This window comes from Hydrogenophaga sp. NFH-34 (genome assembly GCF_021401345.1).
Taxonomy (GTDB): Bacteria; Pseudomonadota; Gammaproteobacteria; order Burkholderiales; family Burkholderiaceae_C; genus Hydrogenophaga; species Hydrogenophaga electricum.
In genome coordinates, this window is sequence record NZ_JACBGE010000013.1 from 59113 (window position 1) to 78499 (window position 19387).

The window sequence follows — 19387 nt, forward strand, 5'->3', positions numbered from 1 at the left end:
GACAGGTCGCGAAACGCCCGGGAAGAACCGGCAGGCCGTATGAAACTGCTTGTCGTGGAAGACGAAGCCAAGCTTGCGGATTACCTTCGCAAAGGATTGGCGGAAGAAGGCTACGCAGTCGATGTGGCCGCCAACGGAATTGATGGCCTTCACTTGGCTTCGCTTGGCAACTACGACCTCATCATTCTCGACGCCATGTTGCCCGGAATCGATGGTTTCGGTCTGTTGGCTGCACTAAGGCAGAGCAAGCAGACGCCGGTGATCATGTTGACTGCACGCCAACGCATCGAGGATCGAGTGCGTGGATTGAAGACTGGGGCGGACGACTACCTTGTCAAACCCTTCGCCTTCTCTGAACTGGTCGCTCGCATCGAAGTTCTCTTGCGCCGCGCAGCCGGTACGAGCCCGGCGCCCGATGCCCTCGTTCTGGTTCTTGCGGACTTGCAAGTTGACTTGGCAAGGCGACGTGCGACCCGAGCCGGACAACGCATCGATTTGTCAGCAAAGGAATTCCAGCTCCTGACACTTCTTCTACGCCGCAAGGGCCAGGTGCTATCGCGCACCGAAATTGCCGAGCAGGTGTGGGACGTGAACTTTGATCTCGGTACGAATGTGATCGACGTTGCCATTCGTCGGCTGCGCAACAAGCTCGATCTGCCATTTGAGCGTCCCCTTTTGCATACGGTCCGAGGAATGGGCTACGTGCTTGAAGAGCGGCAATCGTGAGGCTGCAGCGTACTGGTTCGTTGGGCGGCCGCCTCGCCCGCTGGCTTGCTCTTCTGGCGCTGGCAGGGCTCACGCTGACCTGTTTCGGGGTGTACACCGTCACTGCGCTGAGTTTCCAAGATCGTCAGACGGACACGCTTCGTCAGAAGCAGCTTCAGGTGAGCCACTTTGTCGAAGAAGTGGAGGGAGTGGACAACTCCCTGCTGACGCACAAGCTTGAGGACGCCATGGTCGGCCAACCGAACGTTGGCGTTACTCTCATTGATGCCGGTGGTCGCGTGCTTTACGCCAATTCCGCCGGTCGCTTGCTCCACTCTACCTCTGATGGCTATGTGCCCGATACCGGCTCCAGTGTGGCAACGAATCGCCGCACGATTGAGCAGACATTTGAAATCAAAACGGCTGCCATTCCCATTCAAGTCGTACTGAGCCTGGATGCCAGCGAAGACGACCGGGTACTCAAGCGCTTGGCACGAACACTGATCGCGGCGGCGCTCGCTGGAGCCTTGGTGATTGCAGCCGGTGGTTTCCTGCTGGTGCAGATTGGGCTCCGTCCGGTACGCAAACTTTCCGTCCAAATTCAAGCGCTGGAGGCTAATACTCTACATCAGCAACTGGACGGCTCTGATCAGCCCGATGAATTGGTCCCGCTCGTGGGCCATGTCAACGGATTGCTGATGCGTTTGCGAAAAGCATATGAGCAATTGGAGGCGTTCAACGCAGATGTTGCGCATGAATTGTTTACGCCTCTATCGACGCTAATGGGGAGCACCGAGGTCGCTCTACGCAAGGTGCGAGATGCCAATACGCTTAGGGATGTGCTGGGTGCGCACTTGGAAGATTTGCAGCGCATGTCAATGATCGTACAAGACATGTTTTTTCTGTCGCAGGCGGATCGAGGAGCGGAGGCCCGCCGAGAAAGGGTCGACAGCATGGCAGATGTTGCACGTGCGGTCATGGACTTGCACGATGCAGCCATTGAGGAAGCGGGTCTGCAGTTGCAAGTTGACGGCGACACGACTTTGGCGGCAGATGTTCGCCTGCTGCAACGCGCCATCTCGAACCTCATTGGCAATGCGACCCGGCATGCTCGCCCAAAGAGTACGGTGGTCATCAAGATTCACAGGCAAGGCGACCAAGTGACTCTGTGCGTGGTGAACCAAGGTCACACCATCCCGATCCAGCACATACCCCATCTATTCAATCGCTTCTACCGAGTGGACGTCGCGCGGGCAGAAGCTGTTCGCAACCACGGGCTGGGCTTAGCCATCGTGGCCGCCATCGCCCGCATGCACGGTGGATGGACGGTGGCCGAGTCGAGCGACGAAACTACGTCTATCGGACTGGTCGTGCCTGACAAGGCTATATCGTCTACTTCGCGCTTAGCGACCGAAGACTGTTGAGCACGACAGGCGGGGAGGCCAAGGATCTTGGGCTACCTGGGCACTTCTCCAAAATCGTCGGTGGATGCTTCCGAGGAGTATGCGGGCGAAGTGACGTCAGCAGACAGCATGTCCATAGCCGAGAGCAAGGCATCTCCTTCGATCGGCCCCTGTAGCAGGATGGCCTGGCCCGTCTGGCGATCGAGCAGCCGCAGCGACGGCGTGGCGGTCACGCCGCTCTCGGTGGCTTCCGTGGCCTGGGCGCGGATGGTCGCGTCAGGCCGCTCGCTCTCCATGCACTGCTCGATGGCCGGCGTGGATTCGGGGTAGCGGAGCCCATCGGGCAATCCTTGGCCGTCGCTGCGCGTATGGGCATAGACCCATTCGACCGCCTGCCAGAACGCCGCATGCCCGCCAGCTTCGGCGGCGCACTCGGCCAGGCGAGCCTCGGCCGACGCGGCCGGCTCGTGCGCGGCCAGCGGCTGGTGGTGCCATTGCAGCGCCACGTCGGTGTTGTTGCCGACCCAGCGCTTGAGCTGCGGGAAGTACTCCCGGCAGAACGGGCATTCCAGGTCGGCATAGAGCGTCAGCGTGAAGCGGCCCTCCGGGTTGCCCATCTGCCAGGGCGGCCCGGAGGGGTGCGTCATGCTGACCGGCGCGGGCGACTGAGGCGGAGATTCGCCGGGCGACCGGGACACAAGCCAGATCAGCAGCAGCGCGACCAGCACAGCAGCCAACACCCAGGGCCAGCGGAGCCGCCGATTGCCGCGGCGGAACGCCTGGACCTGCATCGGGATGGAAGGACGTTTCGGTTCCATGGCGTTCTCCGGCTTACGACAGTTCCAGGGCCGGCGACTCGATGCCGCGCGCCTGGTCGATCTTCTCGGCTACCTTGAAGGCCGCTTCCAGCTCGGTGCAGCCGTATTGCTGCATCAGCTGGTAGCGCTCGGCCTTCTCCTCGGGTTCGGTCTGCGCGAGTGCGAGGTACAGGCTCGGCGGTACGGCTCGGAACAGCACTTCCATGCTCTTGGAGAGGATGACGCCCTCGGTGAACTTTCCCGCTTCTTTGCGCGCCGAAAGCATCAGCGCTTTCTGCGCGGGCGAGAGTTCGCGGAACCTGGCAATCTTCTCGACTTCATCGGGCGGCATGCTGAGACAGATCCACCACTCGATCATGTTGAGCATGGGCTCCGCGGCGCGCGGCAAGTCGTCGATGTTCTGCGTCGCGAGCCAGAACCAGGCCCCCAATTTCCTCCACATCTTTGTAATTTTCACGACGTAAGGCGCGAGCAGCGGGTTCTTCGTAATGATGTGCCCTTCGTCGGTGACGTTGATGATCGGACGACCCAGGTACTGGTCGCGCTCGGCGATGTTGTTCACCGTGCTGATCAGGCTGATGTAGGCGATGGAAAGCTGCGCGTTGTAGCCCTCTCGGGCGTATGTCGCCAGATCGACGAGAGTGATGTCGGCTTCGGGCCAAGGCGTGCCGTCGCGGTCGAACATCTCGCCGTCCGTGCCTTGGCAGAACATATCCATGGCGTCCGCCATCTCCAGCAACCGCACGCGGCGCATCTCGGGCAGCGTCGGGTCCTGGCCACGGGTGCGCAGCGCGTTGCGCACGTCGCGCGTGAGAACGGTGCGCTTCTCGGCCACGCAGTGCTCGGCGGCGTCGAGGATGCACTGACGAATCAGCGAGCGGTCGGCCCGCGTCATCCGAGCTTCCTCTTTATCCTCGCCGCCCGTGATCATCAGCCGCGCCGTGATCTCCAGTTCGCCCAGCACGTCGCGCTGCTCGTCCGCCTCCATGGCCGAGGCGTCCGGGGGCAGGTCCTCGTCAAGCGCATCGGCATCGAGCGTCTGCACATCGCTCGGCGTTTCGATCAGCCGGCGCGCATCGGCGAACGGCGCGAGGCTGATGCCCGAGCCTGGGGCCAGCTTGACCCGGTTCACCGTCAGCCCGAGCCTGCGCGCGAAATCGCTGAACAGGCCGAAGCTATTGCCGGCTTCCACGATGAACAGCCGCGGCCGGTAGATGGCCGTGACCTGATTCAAGAGGTTGTTGAGCGTGGCGCTCTTGCCGGAGCCGGTGGGGCCGAACAGGAACAGATGGGCGTTCATCTGCCGGTCCAGGCGGTTGAGTGGGTCGAACGTGATCGGACCGCCGCCGCGGTTGAACATCGTGATGCCGGGGTGCCCCGTACCCTGGGCGCGGCCCCATACCGGCGACAGGTTCGCCGCGTGCTGTGCGAACATCAGTTGGGTGTACCACTGGCGTCGATCCGTGTCGGGGTTGTAGCAACACGGCAGCCATCGCAGATAACTGTTGAGCGGCGCGACTTCATCGTCTTCGCGAACGGGCTGCAACCCTGCGTTGAGCATCACGTTGGCGAGGTCGAGCCCGCGCCGATCAAGCTCGGCGTCATCGCGTCCGCGCAAATAGAAGGCCAAGGTGCCGCGATAAAGCTTGTGCGCACTGCCGATAAGGGAGCGCGCCTCATGCACGTCCTTGAGGGTCTGCTCGGACGCCAAGGTCTCACCGACTGCCTTCTTTGCCAAATGATTCAGGTGAGATTCGAGAACGTCTTGGGGCGTCGCTACCATGGTCAAGCACATGGTCGTGTCTTCGGGCATCTGATCGAACAGCGTGTTGATTGCATCGCCCTTGCGGGTTTCACCTGTCAGGTGCCCAGTCCCGGGCGGCATTCGCAGCCGGTCGGTGATTAGCACACGGTTCGGCATGCCGTCGAAGTACCAGGTGCCGCGCGCCACGTCGGAGCGTGGCTGGCCGAAGAACAGCCGCTGGCTGAAATCACGTCCGCTCGCCAGCTCGATTTCGCCGTCCTCGGCCTCGTCGGGATAGCGCGCCAGCGCGTAGAAGCGCTCCCGATCCTCGGCCCCAGGCCCGAGCAATGCGGGACGCGGGTTGAACCACCGCAGGAGCCAGTCGTGGACGTCGGCCGCGGCCATGCGCCGTGCCTGGATGCCAGCGTTCGCCAAGCCGCCGCACAGGCGGTCGCAGACGATGTTCAGCATCTGCTCGGGCGTCTGACCGCGGCGGCTTGCCTGCCCGGTGGCACGGCGATAGACCACCATCCGCACGCGCCGCGTCTGGCCGCGCCAGCGCAGCCGCGTGACCACCGTATCCTCGAATAGGCCGCCCGGCTTGGCGACCGCGCGCAGGTGGTGGCCGAAGAAGCGCAGGTAAAACTCGGTGAACGCGGTATCGCGGGCGCGCGGCTGCACGTAGTCGCGCAGGGTTTGCATGTACTGGTCGAAGCTGGGTTCATCCTGGGCGTAGAGCTGGAGCACCCAGGGGTTTTCGTCCAGTTCATCGAAGCTGTCCTGCAAGGCGTTTTCGAGCGCATCGCGGGCATGGGCCAGCCAGCCGGGTTCCCGCCCCTCGGTGCCCAGCGGCACCAGCTCGTAGAAGGCAGCGACCGACTGCCCATCCTCCAGCAGCATGGACTTCGACTGCGGCAGGAACTCCACCCAAGGCAGCAGTTCCGCAAACGACGGCGCGACGTCGTACAGCGCCTGCTCGTCGGCCACCGTCGCTGGCCGGCGGCCCTGGACCGCCGCGCCGGGTTCGGGGATACCGGCCTGGCGCAAGGCCTCGACGTGGCGCTGCCATCCGTCCGGTTGTTCATCACCGCTAGCGCCGGATGTGGTTCGCGTCGGCGTGGCCGGCTTTGGCCAGGGGAGCTTCCAACGCATCAGTAGTCCTCCGTCCTTTCACCCGGCATGGCGTACTGGACGCGCTGGTACAACGGAAAAACCGTCGTGTACCCCGGCACGGGCACGGGGTCCGTGCCCGCCAAGTGCGGGTACACGTACATCATCAGATCGGGATTGGGCAGGCGGTGAAACTGGCGATAGACCTCGCTCTGCGCCGTGCGCGTGTAGCGCATCTGCTCGGCGGGCGCAGCCTGCACGTCAGCGTCGGTCAGCGGCCGGCGCAGGCTTTCGCGCGCGTCGAGCAGTTGCCTGCGCGCCAACTGGCCGGCATTGCCGCCGCCGCCGGCGTTCTGCTGCCAGATGTCCATCATCGTGTTGTCGCCGCGGGGCAATAGCTTTTCCTTACTGGTGGCGCAGCCGCCGAGCACCGCGACGGCGAGGGCCAGCGCCAGGCCCTTAGTCAAGTTCGAGAGCATGGCTTTCTCCTGCGCGGTGATCGACCTTGCGGCCTTCGGGATCGAAGTCGATGGCGAGTGGCTTTTCGAGGTGAACGGCGACCTTGGCGCCGGGCTGGACGTAGACGGCCGCGAATGCCTGGCCGTACAACTTGTTCACCCAGTCCGCCATGTCGCGCACGCCCCCGGCCAGGATGCGGCCCACGGCCTCGTTGCCCGAGATGCCGACGCTGCCGATGGAGCCATCGGCACCCACGTAGGACATCTGGCCGCTGTTGCTCTTGATGAGCGAGGCCACGCCAGCGCCGGCCGCGGTGATCAGGGCTTGCGAGCCGAGATATTGCTGGGCGTTGCTGCGCCGATCTCCGCTGACACAAGGAATACCGTACGGATCGCTGATCCAGCCTAATCCGTTGCGCTGCTGGTTGTTCTGCTGATTGCCTTCGCGGTCTTCGGGGATCGTGCGGATCGTGCCGTCGTTGAAGACGAAGGTGATGCTGCGCACCTGGCCGCGCACGCACGAGAGCGTCCAGTCGCCCGATGCGGTTCCGCTGAACACGGCGCCCGCCACGTCGGGAATGTCGATGCCATTGGCGGTCAGGTTGTCCGGCCCGACAAGTACCTTGAAGGGGTACGGATCGTTGACGGTTCCGTCGATCGGCACCCGTCCGATCAGCGCCGTCATGGCGACCGACCCCATGAGCGTGGAGTTCGTCGGCACGGTGTAGACGGCTTTCGCGGTATTGATCCCGGCAGCGCGAGCACCCGCGTCCTTCACGGTTTGCGCCGTGGTTTCCAACGTGCTCTGCGCGGGGCCGAAACTCGTCGGGAAGCTCATGCCGCTACCCGTGCCACGACTGCCGCTGCGGCCCTCGGCCTTCTTAGCGTCGTCCGGTTCAACCCACCGCATGCCGCCCTCCATGCCTGCCTGGTCGCCATCGCGCAGCCCCAGGCCCACGGGCAGATCGGCATCGCCGCCGCCGCGCCCGCCGATGCGGTCCAGGCGCCGCTGCAGGTCGGCGAGCAGCCCTTCGGTCTGCTGGCGAGCGCTGGCTGCCTGCTCCTGGTCGCGGCGCAGATTGGAGCGCTCGGATTCGAGGGCCGAATTGATGCGCTGATCGATGGAGTTTTCGCGCTGGCGCAGCCGCTGGTTTTCTTCGCGCTGGGACTTGTTGTCGGACAGCGCGGATTGAAGTTCGGTGCGCAACTGCTTCACCTGCGCCACCAGGGTTGCCACGGTGTCGCGGGGGGTGTCGCCCTCGATGCCCAGTGCCTTCATTTCATCCCGCGTGAGCTTGGTGCCGGCATCCGCGGCTTGCGGTGCCGACGAGCCTCCACTGGAGAACAGTCGGATGGCAACGAACAGCACCAGCAAGGCGACGGGGATCATCAGCCACTTGAGCAAGCCGTTACTGCGCATGGCGGGCCTCCTTGCCGTCGCCGGCTTCAGCTTCCGGCTGCGGCAGATGGACGGCCGCGTCGAAGCGGTGGATCGCCGGCAGCAGCGACTGCGCGAGGCCGCGCCCGCGCGTCACCAGGTACAGGACGGTCGTGTCCTCTGGCCTCCCGCGGGGGCCGAGCGCTTCGTGCTGGAAGGTGGCGGTGAGGAAGTCGCCTTGCAGCATGCGCGGGTCGAGCGTGACCCAGCCGCTGCTGCTGTTGGTCAGGCGCACGGCAGTGACCCACTGGTCTTCCAGACGCCACGATGCCAGCGCGACCGCGCGCACGGGCAGCATCGGCATCAGGGTGTTGAGATCGAGGTCACGGCGCAGGTTGACCCGCATGACGCCGGGTAGCGGCTCCACGGTACGCAGCGGCGCGTAGAGGTTCTGCGCGGCGAAGCGGGTCAGGACGACCGGCACCGGGGTTTCGCGCCGCGCCGCCCGAGCGCCTGGCTGATCCTGGGCGCGTGCGGGGGCCTCATCGGCACCACCTGCCTGATCGCCGTAGCGCACGGAGGTGCTGTTGCCTTCGACGATGCGCACCGGCTCCAGCTCGGATTCCCCGTCCTTTGGCGGTTCGGCTGCGATGTCCAGCAGGATCAACGCGCCCGTGTCGGCGTCCTGCAGTTGCAGCCGCGTGGGCTCGATCGGCTCGCTGGCGCGCAGGTACACCGCACCGCCTGCGCTCTGCACGCGCAGGCGTTCGCCCACGCCTGCGGGTACGCCGACGCGGACATTCCGATCGATGAACACGATGCGCTCCTGGCCGACTTTCAGCGGCACCGCCAGCGGCATGCGCTCCCAGCGCAGGATCTCCACAGCATGGGAGACGGGTGCCGCGGCCACGGCCAGCAGCCCCAGCAGCACGAGTACAGGATGCTTCATGGGGTGTTTCCTCCTTGAGGCGCTTGCGGAGACAGGCCGCCGGACGCCGGGCGCGTCGGCTCCGGTGCGCTGATGCGCTGGGGCGCACCGTCGTAGCAGTCCAGCGCCAGGCCGAACGGGTTGCGGGCGGGATCGACGTCCACTCGCGTCACCTTCACCGGGTAGCGCACCAAGGCCCGCTTGACCTGCTCGGCGCCGTAGTACTCGTCGGCGGTGATGTCCAGAGTCACCACCCAGTCGCGGTCGGAGACCACGCGCACGCGCGCCGTGGGGTCGTCGCCGTAGCCGCGGCCGGGGATTTCGTAGATACCGCGCACGCGCTGGCGCAGCTCGCCCGTGGAACGGCGGTAGTCGTAGTCCGCGCGCAGGAAGGCCTGGCAGGACGGGGTGAGGTACGGCGAGAGCGTGTGGAGGTTGCGCGGGTAGTCCTCTTCGCCGTTCGTCGGCCAGCGGTTGAGGGTCTGGAACACGTAGAACGTGAACGCATAGACCGATTCGGGCGGCACTTCCCACCACTTGCGGGTACTGCCGGAGCGCAGGTCGGGCGGGACGTGGATGGTCAGGTCGCGCGGCGCGCTCCACCAGCCACCGCCCATGACCAGGGCGACGATGACCAGCGCACCAGCCCCCAGGCGAAGCGTCTTGATGTGCGCCTGCAGGTGGGTGATCTCGTTCTTGAAGCGGCTCATCGTGCCCCCTTTGCAACAGACCTTCGGGTGGACCAGAAGCCGGAGCGCGAGATCAGCACGTGGCCGCCCACCCAGCCCGCCATCAGCGGATGGCGCGTGGCGATGCGCCATTGCAGTTGCCGGTACAGCCAGGTATCGGGACGCCCGCGCTTGAGCCGGCGCAGGATGCCGCCGCCGATGAAGACGCCCAGGGCCACGCCCAGGACGACGAACGTCGGCGCGATGGCGATCGTGCGGAACACCCAGGACAGCGGCGCGCCGACCAGCAGGCCGGCGGCGCCGGACAGGCCGCAGCAGATCCACAGTTCGTCGGCGGTGAGGCCGCGCACGACAACAGGATGGCGGTTGAGCCGGTGCGGAAGGAACGTGACCGTCCCGTCCGCACGGACGTGCTGCTGCTCGGACATACCGGCCTCGCCTCACAGGATGCCGGTGGCTTCAGTCAGGAGCCAGATGCCGATCACCAGCAGCACGGCACCGATCGCGACGGTGAGGCCGAACTGGCCCCAGGTTTTGCGGCCGGTGTGGATTTCCGCGTAGGTGCCGTAGGCGTGGTAGCAGACGCCGATAAACATCGAGGCCACGACCAGGAGGGCCACGAGCATGATGATGTCGTAGCCATAGTTCCTGATCGTTTCCATGATGCCGTTGCCGGTGCCACGGGTCGGGTTTTCCAACTGCGGCAGGCCCTGCGCGAACGACAGCGCGGGCAGCGCGGCGGTGCCCAGGGCCACGGCGGCGCGCTGGGCAAGACGGGAATGGAGGATGCGGTTTTGCATGGTCATGCCTTTCAGGTCAGGAGAGGAGGAAGAAACTCAGGACGAGGTACATCGCGACAAAGCGGATGCAGACGCCGAGGAACTGGCGCTGGTTGAGTCGGCTCTCGGACCACCCCACGTAGGCCGTACGGATGGCCCAGACGCCCCACACGAGCAGGACCGCGAACACGACACCGACCAGGACGGTCGCCATCGCCGAAGGCGCGATGCCGCTGTTGGCTTGAAATGCCGAGACCTGGGCGCCGTTCATCGCTTACCCTCCGCAGTCGTCGTCGGCGATGGCGAAGCGGCCCGCTCGGTGCGGTAGTCGCCAGCCAGTTCGGAGGGGTCGCGTGGCTGGGCACGCGACGGTGTGAGATGGGCCTGGATGCCGGCGCGCACGCGCGCCAGGTCAGCCAGCAGCCGTGGGTAGTCGAAGTGGTAGCGCTCGCCCGCCTGGATGGGGGCACGCGCAGCGCCGTCGGCGACGGTGCGCTCCAGCGCATCGAGTTGGCGCAGCGCGGCGACCAGCTCCTGCCGCTGTGCGGGGGACTCAGCCGCCGCCATCGGGGACTGACCCAGGGAGAGGGCCGTCACGAGAAAAATGGGCACGCCGCGATGCGCGGCGCGCTGCCAGATCGGAGCCAACATCGCGCCATTCCTGTGTGATCAGCAATGGCTTGATCGTGGGCAGCGAGGAGCTTTTAGGCCGCAAACAATAGGAACTCGCGCATGCCCGGATTGATGGCCTAGAGGTACTTCTTGAAGCTGCCCGCGGTCAGGCTCACGGCCAGTCCCAGCAAGGCCGCGCTGGGCAGCAGGATCAGCAGTGGATGCACCGAGATCGGCAAGGCCAGATAGGTGACCCAGGGCAGCACGGCCAGCGGCATCAGGCTCGCCTTTGCGCGGTGGTAGATGAAGCCGGATTCCCGGCCCGCGCCGAACCGGCGCACGTCGCGCCGCACCAGGCCGTCGATCAGGCCAACGAACGCCGCGGTGCAGATCAGTGGCAGCGTGAGCACCAGGACCAGCAGGCGCACCAGGAACGTGAGCGTCGTGAAGGCCGCGGCGATCAGGTAGCTCTCGGTCCAGACATAGACCTGGCTGATGTAGTAGCGGAAGTTGCGGCCGCCGTCCTGGTCCTTCCCGTGGCTGGGCGCGCGGGCGCGCTCGGCGGTCTGGCTCATGCGCTCCAGCAGCCCGGAACGCACGAACACCCATTCGTAGCCGGTGTCCACCAGCTCGTGCGCCGTGCGCCCCGGCTCCTGCACGACCACGCTGCGCGTGAAGTGGCTGGACAGGTGCCCCAGTTCGTACTGCAACATCTGCTGCGAGTGCCGCCAGCCCTGGTCCTTCCAGAACAGGTGCATGCCGACGCACTCCACGACGATCGAGAACAGCAGCGAGCCGATCAGCACCCCGAGCAGCCGGAACGGCAAGGTGATGGTGCCGACGATCAGGCCCTGGCGCTGGTTCTGCTCCCGCTGCGCCGTCGAGGCGGCGTCCTTCATGGCGAGGCCTCGTTGCCGGAACCATCGCCGGTGGTGGTGGCCACTGCGGAAGGTTCGGCCGCAGCGGCGTCATCCAACAGGTCGTCGGGCAGGTCCGTGTCCTGCAAGGCCGGGGAGCTGGTGAACTCCCACCACTGCGTCGCTTCGCTGTAGCTCTGGCGCATGTACCCGGCCAGTTGCTGCAAGTCCGCCGGCATCACCTCGTCCGGGTCCGGCGCCGGCAGCGGCATGCGCACTTTCCAAAGCTGACCGCCCTGCAGCAGCGCGAAGCATTGGCCCTTGGGCAGGCCGACGACATGCGACGGCTCGATCATCGGCACGCTGGACATGCTGATGCGGTCCTGGGTGTTCGACGTGAAATCCGTCGCCCCGCGAATGTCCGAGCTGTCGGTCGCACCGCTGACGATGGTGGTCGTATAGACCTCGACCTTCGGCAGTTGCCGGGTCAGCAGTTCAGCGGTCGCGGTCTCGCGCACGCGCAGCATGAACAGGTTGTTGAAATTTCCGATCACCTGGCCCGCCTTCGCGCGGTTGCCGATGCGAGCCTCGATGTCCGAAAGGGTCTGCGTGTAGGCGGTGACTTGCAGGCCGGCACCGCCACCCTTGTTGATCAGCGGGATGAACTCGTCGCCCATCAACTCGTTGAACTCGTCGGCGTGGACATTGATCGGCACGCGCGCACCGGCTGAAGCGCCCGGCAGGCCGTCGTCGATCCCGTGCTTGTAGATGTGGCCTGCGACCGACACGAGATCGCTGAACATCGAGTTGCCGACCGCTGCGGCGACCTCGGCGTCGGAGAGCGCATCCAGGCCCACATAGACGATGGCCCTCTTACGGATGATCTGCATCCAATCGAAGATCGGCCTGGGGTCGTTGAGGTCGGAGTAGTTGGGGGCCAGAAGCTGCGAAATCTTGCCGCTGGTGAGCTTCTCCAGCAGCGGCAAGAGGCTGGCGACGATCTTGTCGAAATACGTCTTGTCGTATCGGACAGCAGAGCGCAGCCCGTCGAGCACGGGGTCGTAGTTGCGGGCTTGGGAGAGGTACTGCTCCAGCGCCACCACGCGTTTTTCCCGCCCGATCATGTTGCGCGGGATGTTCTTCTCGTTGAGCTTGGCCTCGATCTGGACGATCACCTCCCAAGCCTTGGGCTCCGTCTTGGCGAAGTAATGCTGGGCGTACTCGATGAACAGCGCGTCGATGTTGATGACGTGACGCTGGATCAGCATGTAGTCCGGGCGCTGCCCCAACTCAACCAGAGCCCTGGCGATGATGTTGACGAACCGCCACGCAAACTCCCTGAACGCAGCCGAGTTGCCTTCGCCGGAGAGCTGCCCCGCAACCCGGGTCGCCACTTCGCTGATGCGGCCAAAGCGGCCCACGGCGTTGTAGCGCGCGGAAATGTCCGGCCAGCCCAAATGAAAAACGTAGAACTCGTTCTCGCGGCCCGCACGCCTGGCTTCGACGTACATGCGTTTGAGCAGGTCCGCGTCCCCCTTGGGATCGATGACGATCAGGACCTCGTGCTCGCCCGCGGTATTCACGCGCCTGATGTCCTGGGTCACGAATAACTCGGCCAACCGCGTCTTGCCTACGCGCGTGGTGCCCAGCACCAGCGAATGCCCGACGCGCTCGCCGAGCGGAAGGCTCACGTCCACCTCCTCAGGTTCGATACCGTGCAGGCGCGGCAGACCGCCCACGGGCGGCAGCGGCCGCACCGGGTTGAAAGGCACGTCCCAGCCGGTGAGCGCAGGCAGCCGGGACAGCGGGAACGGCGCGAACTCCAGCCGTTCCTCCAAGCGCCGCGCCAGACGGTACGCAGGCGTCGGCTCGACGTAGCGGCGAAACTCCGGCCGGTACGTCTGCATCAGCCTATGGGTGTGCTTCTGCTCCCACAGGAACCCGCGCCCCACGAACAGCCGCTGCTGGCTGACCGGCACGTCCTTGCTGGTCATCACGTAGCGCGGCAGGCGGCGGATGTTGCGCCGGTAGCGCAGTATGACGCGGGCATCGCGGTAGCGGATCGCGCCGTAGGCGCCGAACGCCAGCGCACTGCCGACACCCATGGAGGGGCTCAGCGCGAGCGACCATGGGGCCACCAGGGACAGAAACGCGGCGCCCGCGCATGCGGCAACGGTGTATAGCTCCACCGCTGGGCGTAGCAGTACCTCGACCGGCTGTTTTCCCGACATGGCTTCATTGCTCGATGCCGGTGGCCGTGATCAGCGCCGGGTAGTGCCGCAGGCCCAGACGCTCGGCCAGGTCGTCGCCGGACACAGGCGCGAGCGGCACACCGGGCACCAGGGCGCGCAGCCGCGCCAGGCCCTGCATGGTCTCGACGTTGACCACCAGACCGACCGCGCCGCGCTCGCGCAGCGCGGCTGCCTGGCTGCGCAGCCAGGCCCGAGATGCCTCGTCGTCGCCGACGACAACGAAAGGCCGCAGACCCGGAGCCTCGATGACACGCCGCGCGACGGTGCCGGGGGTGAGCTTGGCGCTGCGCACCGGCAGCATCGCGGCCTCGTCCGCCGGCGTGGCGGGAACCTGGGGAGTCGGGATCGGCGGCCGGGCCGGTGCGTTGGTGCGCGGCTGGAGGTTCAGGGCTTCGTAGTACGGCAGCGCCGACGCGCCGCCGCGGTCTTCGACCACGATCAGCGGCTCGCCGGCAAGCGAGGCCAGCGGCAGACCCGCCAGCAGTACGAGCAGGCCACGCAAGGCCAGATGGGATGTCGTCATGGGGATGTCTCCTTGCGTGCGGCGAGAACCGCGGCGGTTGGGCGTGCGCCCTGCACCCGGGCGAGGTGGCGCGACACGCTGCGCCTGTAGCGGGCGGCGGGCTCGCCGCCCGCGGGGCGGTGGTAGCGGCCCATCGCCAGCAACCAGTCCTCGCCGGGGGCGTGTTGCTCGCGCAGGATCTCGGCAGCGATGGCGAGATTCCGGTACGGGTCGAGCAGGTCGCAGGCGCTGGCGTAGCGCTGCTGGTGGTAGCCGAGGTTGATCTGGCCCAGGCCCGCGTCGATGCGCGTGTGCGGCGTGGAGCGCATCGCCTGCTGCAAACCCGCGCAGGCATCGGCGCGGGTCGCATAGCGGCGTGATTGGCCGGCGACGTTGAGGGACCACGGCCACGGGACGATGCGTCCGTTACGGCGGATGCCACTCTCCTGCAAGGCCACGGCGTAGAGCACCGTCGAGGGGATGCCTGCGCGCTGCGCGGCGAGCTGGTAGGCCGGTGGCGGAACCTCCTGGGCTTGGGCGACGCAGGCGCATAGGCCAGCGGCGAGCACCAGTGTGCGCAGGGGGGCGGCTATGGCTGGCGCTGCCATTGGCCGTTCACCTCGCGCACGACCGCCGGCAGGTCGCCGGGTACTCCCAAGGTCAACCAGCGGCCGCCGTCGTGGTTGAGCGTGATGCTGCCGCTGCGCACGCGCGCCGGATCGACGTTCGCGCGCTTGGCCCAATCGCGGATGCGCGCGTCGTCCTGGCGGCTGCCGACCATGTACAGGTCGAATTCGGCGCCCGAGGATTGCAGGCGCTGCACGAGCTGGCCGCAGGCCACGCAGTTATCTTTCACGAACACTGCCGTGCGGCCGGAGCCGCGCGTGGCTCCGGCGACCGGCTTGTCGTCCGGCAGGTTCACCCGCTGCATCCCGGGGTTCAGGCGCTGCCAGGCCTCGTCGTAGGCCCGCTGATAAGCGAGCAGTTTCTCCACGCGGCGCGCTTCGACCTGCACCTGCAGCTCGGCGTAGCGCCGCCGTTCCTCTTCGGTACGCGCCTCGATGCCCAGGGCCGACAGCGGGTCCAGGTTGGGCGAATAGATGCCCAGTGGACCGTCCATCAGTTCGCGATAGCGCGCCCACTCCTGAGGTTGAAGGCCCCAGTCTCTCGCCACCCGGTCGTCCAGAATGCGGGCGACCAGCGGGCGTTCCTGACTCTGCGCATTGCGGGCGGGAGCCGTGGCGGATTGCTGCGCCCACGCGGGCAACTGGGTGGACGCCAGCAGAAGCGCGGAAAGGATGATCGACGGCTTCATGTGGTGTGCTCCGTTCAGGGGATCGCCACGCGGCGGGTCTGGTCGCCGGCCTGGAACACCGCGGTGCTGCCCTCGACGGCCTGCAAGCGCCATGGGCCGACCGCATCACCCGGCAGCAGCACCTGAAGCTGGTCGGGCGTGAAGTCCCCACTGCTGGGCGCGATGGACACGCTGCGCTCGCCGGCGCGCAGTTCGACACCGACGATGCGGAATGGCAGCGGTGGCGGTTCAGGCTTGGCGGCGGCCTTGTTCGCTGCGCGTGGCTGGACGGGTGCTGCGGCGCGTGCGGCGGTCTGGCGCGCCTTGACTTGCTCGACTTCGGCGCGCAGTGCCTGAAGATCGTCAGCGGCGGCATAGGCGCTTAGGGACTGCTCGACCTGGGCCGCGCGCGCTTCCAGGATTTGGCGGGTGTCTTTGAGGTCCGCTGCCGTGGCGACGGCCGGACGCTGCTGGATGGCCTCGATGGTCTCGGCCAGGCCCGTCGCCTGCGCTTCGAGGCGTTGCAACCGGGTATCGAGTCGTTTTTGGTCGGCCTGGTCGTTCATGGCCTGGTAGCCCAGGGCCACGAGAGCACTCAGGCCAAGCAGCCAGAGCCACATCAGGCTCTGTACCACCACGGTGGCGGTTGAACGCTGGGCGGGCTGCGGAGCGTTCATGGCTGGCCTCCCGATGCTGCAGGCGCGAGCGGGAACGTCTGCACCGTCTCGGTGGTGGGCGGCGTGGGTGCGTGGTCGGCGGTCATGCTGTCGCCGGGACGCTGAAAGCAGATTTGCCGTGCGCGGTCATCCGCGTGCAGTTCCCAGGCCGGGCCAGCCAAGGTCAGCAGCGCATCGCGCAATGTCATGGGGCCGAGGTGCAGGTGCGCCGCCGGCAGCGGCAGTGCGTACAGCTCGATCACCGCGTGCGCCGTCTGGCACAAGCCGTAGCCGCTGCGCTTGAGCACATGCCGCAGCCCGTCCCCGACCGTGGCGCGGGCGTCCTCTGGCATGGCGACATCGATGGTCTGCAACAGCAGGTCGCGCTGCGCTGCTGTCGGTGCCAGTTCCACGAGGGTGTAGCGGCCGTAGCGCACGACGGGGATGTACTCGGGTGCCTCGGGTACGGGCGCGGCCGAGACTTCCTCGATGGTGTCGGGCGCGACCGGCGCGGTCGTCGTCGCGCAGCCGCCGGCCAGCACCGACCAGAGCAGGCCGAGAAAACCCGCCAGCAGGCGGCGTTCGGGATGGTGAAACCAAGGTGGAGAGGGGCACATGGCGCGTCGTCCTGAAACTTCGAGCCCTCACCATCGCCGCTCAGGCCGGGTGCGGCAGCAAACAATGCGAACCACGCTGCGCCCGATTTGCCGGCAGCGCCTCGCTCAAAGAAAAAGGCCCCCGAGGGGGCCAGTGAAAGAGCAGCCACGTCCACGGAGACCGTGGGCGTGGCTGCAAATGGGAACAACAAAGAGCCGGCGGCACTAAGCCGGCGATGGCATGAAGATCAGGCAGCGACCAGTTGCCGGGCCAGTGCGACCTCGACGGAATCACCGTCCTGGTTGAGCACATCGAGGCCCGATTCGGGTACGTCGCCCGAGGTGGACTGCGAGACCATGATCTTCTTGGCCATCAGCTCCAGGCAGGTCATCTGCGAGGAACCGGCGTAGCCGAGGTAGATCACGCGCACCGGCTGTTTCTGTCCGATGCGCCAGGAGCGGCGTGCCGCCTGCTGGAGCGAGTACACGTTGTAGCCCGACTGCATGAAAACGATCGTCGGGAAGTCCAACAGGTCCAAGCCCGTCTTGACCAGCTCGGGATTGGTGATGAGCACGTCGATGCCACGGTCCAATTGCTCGGCGATCCAGTCCTCGCGGCGGCTGGCGTCCACGCTTGCGCGCAGCACCGCCACCCGAAAACCTTCCTGCTCCAGCAGCACCTTCAAGCGCGACGTGGTGTCGCGCGTGCCGGTATAGACCGTGTAGGCCAGAACCTTGCGACCCTGCGCCTTCTCCTCTTTGCAGATGTCGATCAGCTCGCGCTCTTTCGGCGTCACCTCGAACTCGTTGAACTGAGCCGGGACGAACGCCAAGGTGTTGCGCGTGCGCGGATGCACCACGGTTTCCGACCGGAAGCAGCAATCCGGCCAAGCCAGCAGCACGTTGAGCACCACACCCAACAGGGTCGTATCGCGTCGCGCCAGAGCCTGTTTCAGCTCCGCGGTCAGCCGACCCGCCAAGTCGCGGTAGGCCGCAGCTTGCGCCACGTCCATTTGGACTTCACGAAACTCCTCGTCATACGGCGGCAGGACGTTGCCACCGATGTCCTTGAGCTTGAGGAAGATCGTGAACGGCAGGATGCACCGCAAGACCCCTTTCGGCCCGAAGCCGGGAGCCTTGACCGTGCGCACCGATACCTTGGTGCCTCTGGCCGTCTTGTGCGCCGTGCCGGCGCTTTCGGAGTAGATGTCCTTGAGGACCCCGTGGTCCCTCATGAACGCCATGGCCGCCGAGGTCATGCTGCCGCTCGTGGTCGGGCGGTAGCCGTCTTCGATCATCCGCCCAGGCAGGGCTCGGAACAGCAGGTAGAACAGGTCGTCCCCGTAGCCGCCCATCAGCGTGCCTGTCAGCAGCAAGGTCTTGCGAGCCTTCGCCGCCAGCACGCCCATAGCCTGGCCCTGGGCACTGCCACCGTTCTTGTACTCATGTGCCTCGTCTGCGATGCACAGGTCGAATGTGCCTTGCGGCAGGTAGCGCTTGATGAACTCGGACGGCTGATAGCCGCCCTCGCCAAAGCCGAACTCCATGTTGGCCATCGCACGCTCCATGCGCGTGGCCTGACGGTCGGAAAACACCAGCTCGCCGTTGCCGTCCATGAGGTTGATGAACTCATGGATGTTGTCGCCCAGCATCGACGCCAGGAACCCGTCGCCGAACTTCTGCATCAGCTTCTGCGCGGTGACTTCCCCGATCGTCGGGATGCGCTTGAGGGCTTTCAGCACGGCCGAGGACTGGTCGCTGCCGGAAAGGCTGCGCGGGCGGATCAGCGTCCACAGGGGCGCGGCGCAATGGCTGCACTTCCTGCGGTATTCCTCGGCTTCGAGCGCGACCGGGTTGACCGGCTCGCCGTCGAGGTCGGTGATGACCGTGCCGCAGTCCGGGCACGCCGCCACGTTGCCGTGACGGGTACGCCGCTGGGTGAAGACGGGCTTCCAATGGAACCCCATCCGCATCCGCACGCGGCCCAGGACGAAGAACTCCTGGCCCGTGGGCTGGACGTTCAACTGCTCGCGCAGCTTGATGAGCTTGACGAGCGTATCCGGCCCGTTGAGCACCCACACCTTGGCGCCCGCCACTGTTTCCTGGATCTCGCGCCGCCACTTGTAAACAAGGTGCGGCGGGGAAAGAACCAGGGTGCGGCGGTAGCCTTCGGCGTTGAGCACGGCGGCCGTGGCGATGCCGACGGTCGTCTTGCCGCAGCCCATTTCGCCATTGACGATCGCGGCGCGTTCGCCACGATCGATCAGCAGCTCCGCGGCGGCGTGGACGACTTCGGCCTGGGCCTGGAAGAGCTTGCGCTTGAGGCTGGCGACGATGAGTTGCCGGTGCGCCTGCGGCTGGCCGTTGTAGACCGGCGGGTTGGCGCTGTTGAGGGCGTCGAGCAGTTCGTCGCCGAACTCGCCGACGAAATCCTGAAGGCTCAGGGTCAGAGCGGAAGATTCCGCATTGAGCAGTTCGCCCTGTGCGGGCGCGGCTTCAGCGGCAGTGGTTTCAAGATCGGTGGACATGGTGATGCTCCAAAGAAAATGAGGCATGCACCACCCCCAGCGGGGCGATGACATGCCCCGTGGTGGGAAAAGAGACGG

20 protein-coding genes are annotated in these 19387 nt (G+C 66.1%); 2 read left to right on the forward strand and 18 right to left on the reverse strand.

Annotation, left to right across the window (positions count from 1 at the left end):
- Positions 1–39 precede the first annotated feature (39 nt).
- A complete protein-coding gene (locus L0977_RS13845; RefSeq protein WP_234265445.1) occupies positions 40–726 on the forward strand; it encodes a heavy metal response regulator transcription factor in 687 nt (228 codons plus the stop codon).
- Complete coding sequence (locus L0977_RS13850; protein ID WP_234265446.1) at positions 723–2129, forward strand: heavy metal sensor histidine kinase; 1407 nt, start codon at positions 723–725, stop codon at positions 2127–2129. The genes L0977_RS13845 and L0977_RS13850 overlap by 4 nt, the downstream gene beginning before the upstream one ends.
- Positions 2130–2161: 32 nt before the next feature.
- Here the strand turns inward: L0977_RS13850 and L0977_RS13855 are convergent, their stop codons facing one another.
- From L0977_RS13855 to L0977_RS13940, 18 genes are all read right to left on the reverse strand, one after another.
- Entirely contained in the window at positions 2162–2926 is a 765-nt protein-coding gene (locus L0977_RS13855; RefSeq protein WP_234265447.1) for a DsbA family protein, read from the reverse strand.
- A gap of 13 nt (positions 2927–2939) precedes the next feature.
- On the reverse strand, positions 2940–5822 hold the full coding sequence (locus tag L0977_RS13860; protein WP_234265448.1) for a conjugative transfer ATPase: 2883 nt from the start codon (positions 5820–5822) through the stop codon (positions 2940–2942).
- Positions 5822–6259, reverse strand: a complete 438-nt coding sequence (locus L0977_RS13865; RefSeq protein ID WP_234265449.1) for a TIGR03751 family conjugal transfer lipoprotein — start codon at positions 6257–6259, stop codon at positions 5822–5824. Before L0977_RS13865 ends, L0977_RS13860 begins: the two co-directional genes overlap by 1 nt.
- Positions 6240–7658, reverse strand: coding sequence for a TIGR03752 family integrating conjugative element protein (locus tag L0977_RS13870; RefSeq protein WP_234265450.1), 1419 nt, complete (start codon positions 7656–7658; stop codon positions 6240–6242). The genes L0977_RS13865 and L0977_RS13870 overlap by 20 nt, the downstream gene beginning before the upstream one ends.
- Positions 7648–8565: a TIGR03749 family integrating conjugative element protein gene (locus tag L0977_RS13875; RefSeq protein ID WP_234265451.1), complete on the reverse strand. Its 918-nt coding sequence runs from the start codon at positions 8563–8565 to the stop codon at positions 7648–7650. The genes L0977_RS13870 and L0977_RS13875 overlap by 11 nt, the downstream gene beginning before the upstream one ends.
- Positions 8562–9254 carry a PFL_4703 family integrating conjugative element protein gene (locus L0977_RS13880; protein WP_234265452.1) on the reverse strand — a complete coding sequence of 231 codons (693 nt, stop codon included), beginning with the start codon at positions 9252–9254 and terminating at the stop codon, positions 8562–8564. Before L0977_RS13880 ends, L0977_RS13875 begins: the two co-directional genes overlap by 4 nt.
- On the reverse strand, positions 9251–9661 hold the full coding sequence (locus tag L0977_RS13885) for a TIGR03750 family conjugal transfer protein (RefSeq protein WP_153376392.1): 411 nt from the start codon (positions 9659–9661) through the stop codon (positions 9251–9253). The genes L0977_RS13880 and L0977_RS13885 overlap by 4 nt, the downstream gene beginning before the upstream one ends.
- Before the next feature lie 12 nt (positions 9662–9673).
- Positions 9674–10033 carry a TIGR03745 family integrating conjugative element membrane protein gene (locus tag L0977_RS13890; RefSeq protein ID WP_066126610.1) on the reverse strand — a complete coding sequence of 120 codons (360 nt, stop codon included), beginning with the start codon at positions 10031–10033 and terminating at the stop codon, positions 9674–9676.
- 16 nt (positions 10034–10049) lie between these two features.
- Positions 10050–10283, reverse strand: coding sequence for a TIGR03758 family integrating conjugative element protein (locus tag L0977_RS13895; RefSeq protein WP_003050225.1), 234 nt, complete (start codon positions 10281–10283; stop codon positions 10050–10052).
- Entirely contained in the window at positions 10280–10663 is a 384-nt protein-coding gene (locus L0977_RS13900) for an integrative conjugative element protein, RAQPRD family (RefSeq protein WP_234265453.1), read from the reverse strand. The genes L0977_RS13895 and L0977_RS13900 overlap by 4 nt, the downstream gene beginning before the upstream one ends.
- A 98-nt stretch (positions 10664–10761) precedes the next feature.
- Complete coding sequence (locus tag L0977_RS13905; RefSeq protein ID WP_234265454.1) at positions 10762–11523, reverse strand: TIGR03747 family integrating conjugative element membrane protein; 762 nt, start codon at positions 11521–11523, stop codon at positions 10762–10764.
- Entirely contained in the window at positions 11520–13712 is a 2193-nt protein-coding gene (gene traD, locus L0977_RS13910) for a type IV conjugative transfer system coupling protein TraD (RefSeq protein WP_234265455.1), read from the reverse strand. Before traD ends, L0977_RS13905 begins: the two co-directional genes overlap by 4 nt.
- A gap of 4 nt (positions 13713–13716) precedes the next feature.
- Positions 13717–14256, reverse strand: coding sequence for an integrating conjugative element protein (locus tag L0977_RS13915; RefSeq protein ID WP_234265456.1), 540 nt, complete (start codon positions 14254–14256; stop codon positions 13717–13719).
- Positions 14253–14843, reverse strand: coding sequence for a transglycosylase SLT domain-containing protein (locus tag L0977_RS13920; RefSeq protein ID WP_003821096.1), 591 nt, complete (start codon positions 14841–14843; stop codon positions 14253–14255). Before L0977_RS13920 ends, L0977_RS13915 begins: the two co-directional genes overlap by 4 nt.
- Entirely contained in the window at positions 14825–15550 is a 726-nt protein-coding gene (locus L0977_RS13925) for a TIGR03759 family integrating conjugative element protein (protein ID WP_234265457.1), read from the reverse strand. The genes L0977_RS13920 and L0977_RS13925 overlap by 19 nt, the downstream gene beginning before the upstream one ends.
- Positions 15551–15564: 14 nt before the next feature.
- A complete protein-coding gene (locus L0977_RS13930; protein WP_234265458.1) occupies positions 15565–16206 on the reverse strand; it encodes a hypothetical protein in 642 nt (213 codons plus the stop codon).
- On the reverse strand, positions 16203–16802 hold the full coding sequence (gene pilL2, locus L0977_RS13935) for a PFGI-1 class ICE element type IV pilus protein PilL2 (protein ID WP_234265459.1): 600 nt from the start codon (positions 16800–16802) through the stop codon (positions 16203–16205). The genes L0977_RS13930 and pilL2 overlap by 4 nt, the downstream gene beginning before the upstream one ends.
- Positions 16803–17029: 227 nt before the next feature.
- Positions 17030–19309, reverse strand: a complete 2280-nt coding sequence (locus L0977_RS13940) for a helicase-related protein (RefSeq protein ID WP_234265460.1) — start codon at positions 19307–19309, stop codon at positions 17030–17032.
- Positions 19310–19387 lie beyond the last annotated feature (78 nt).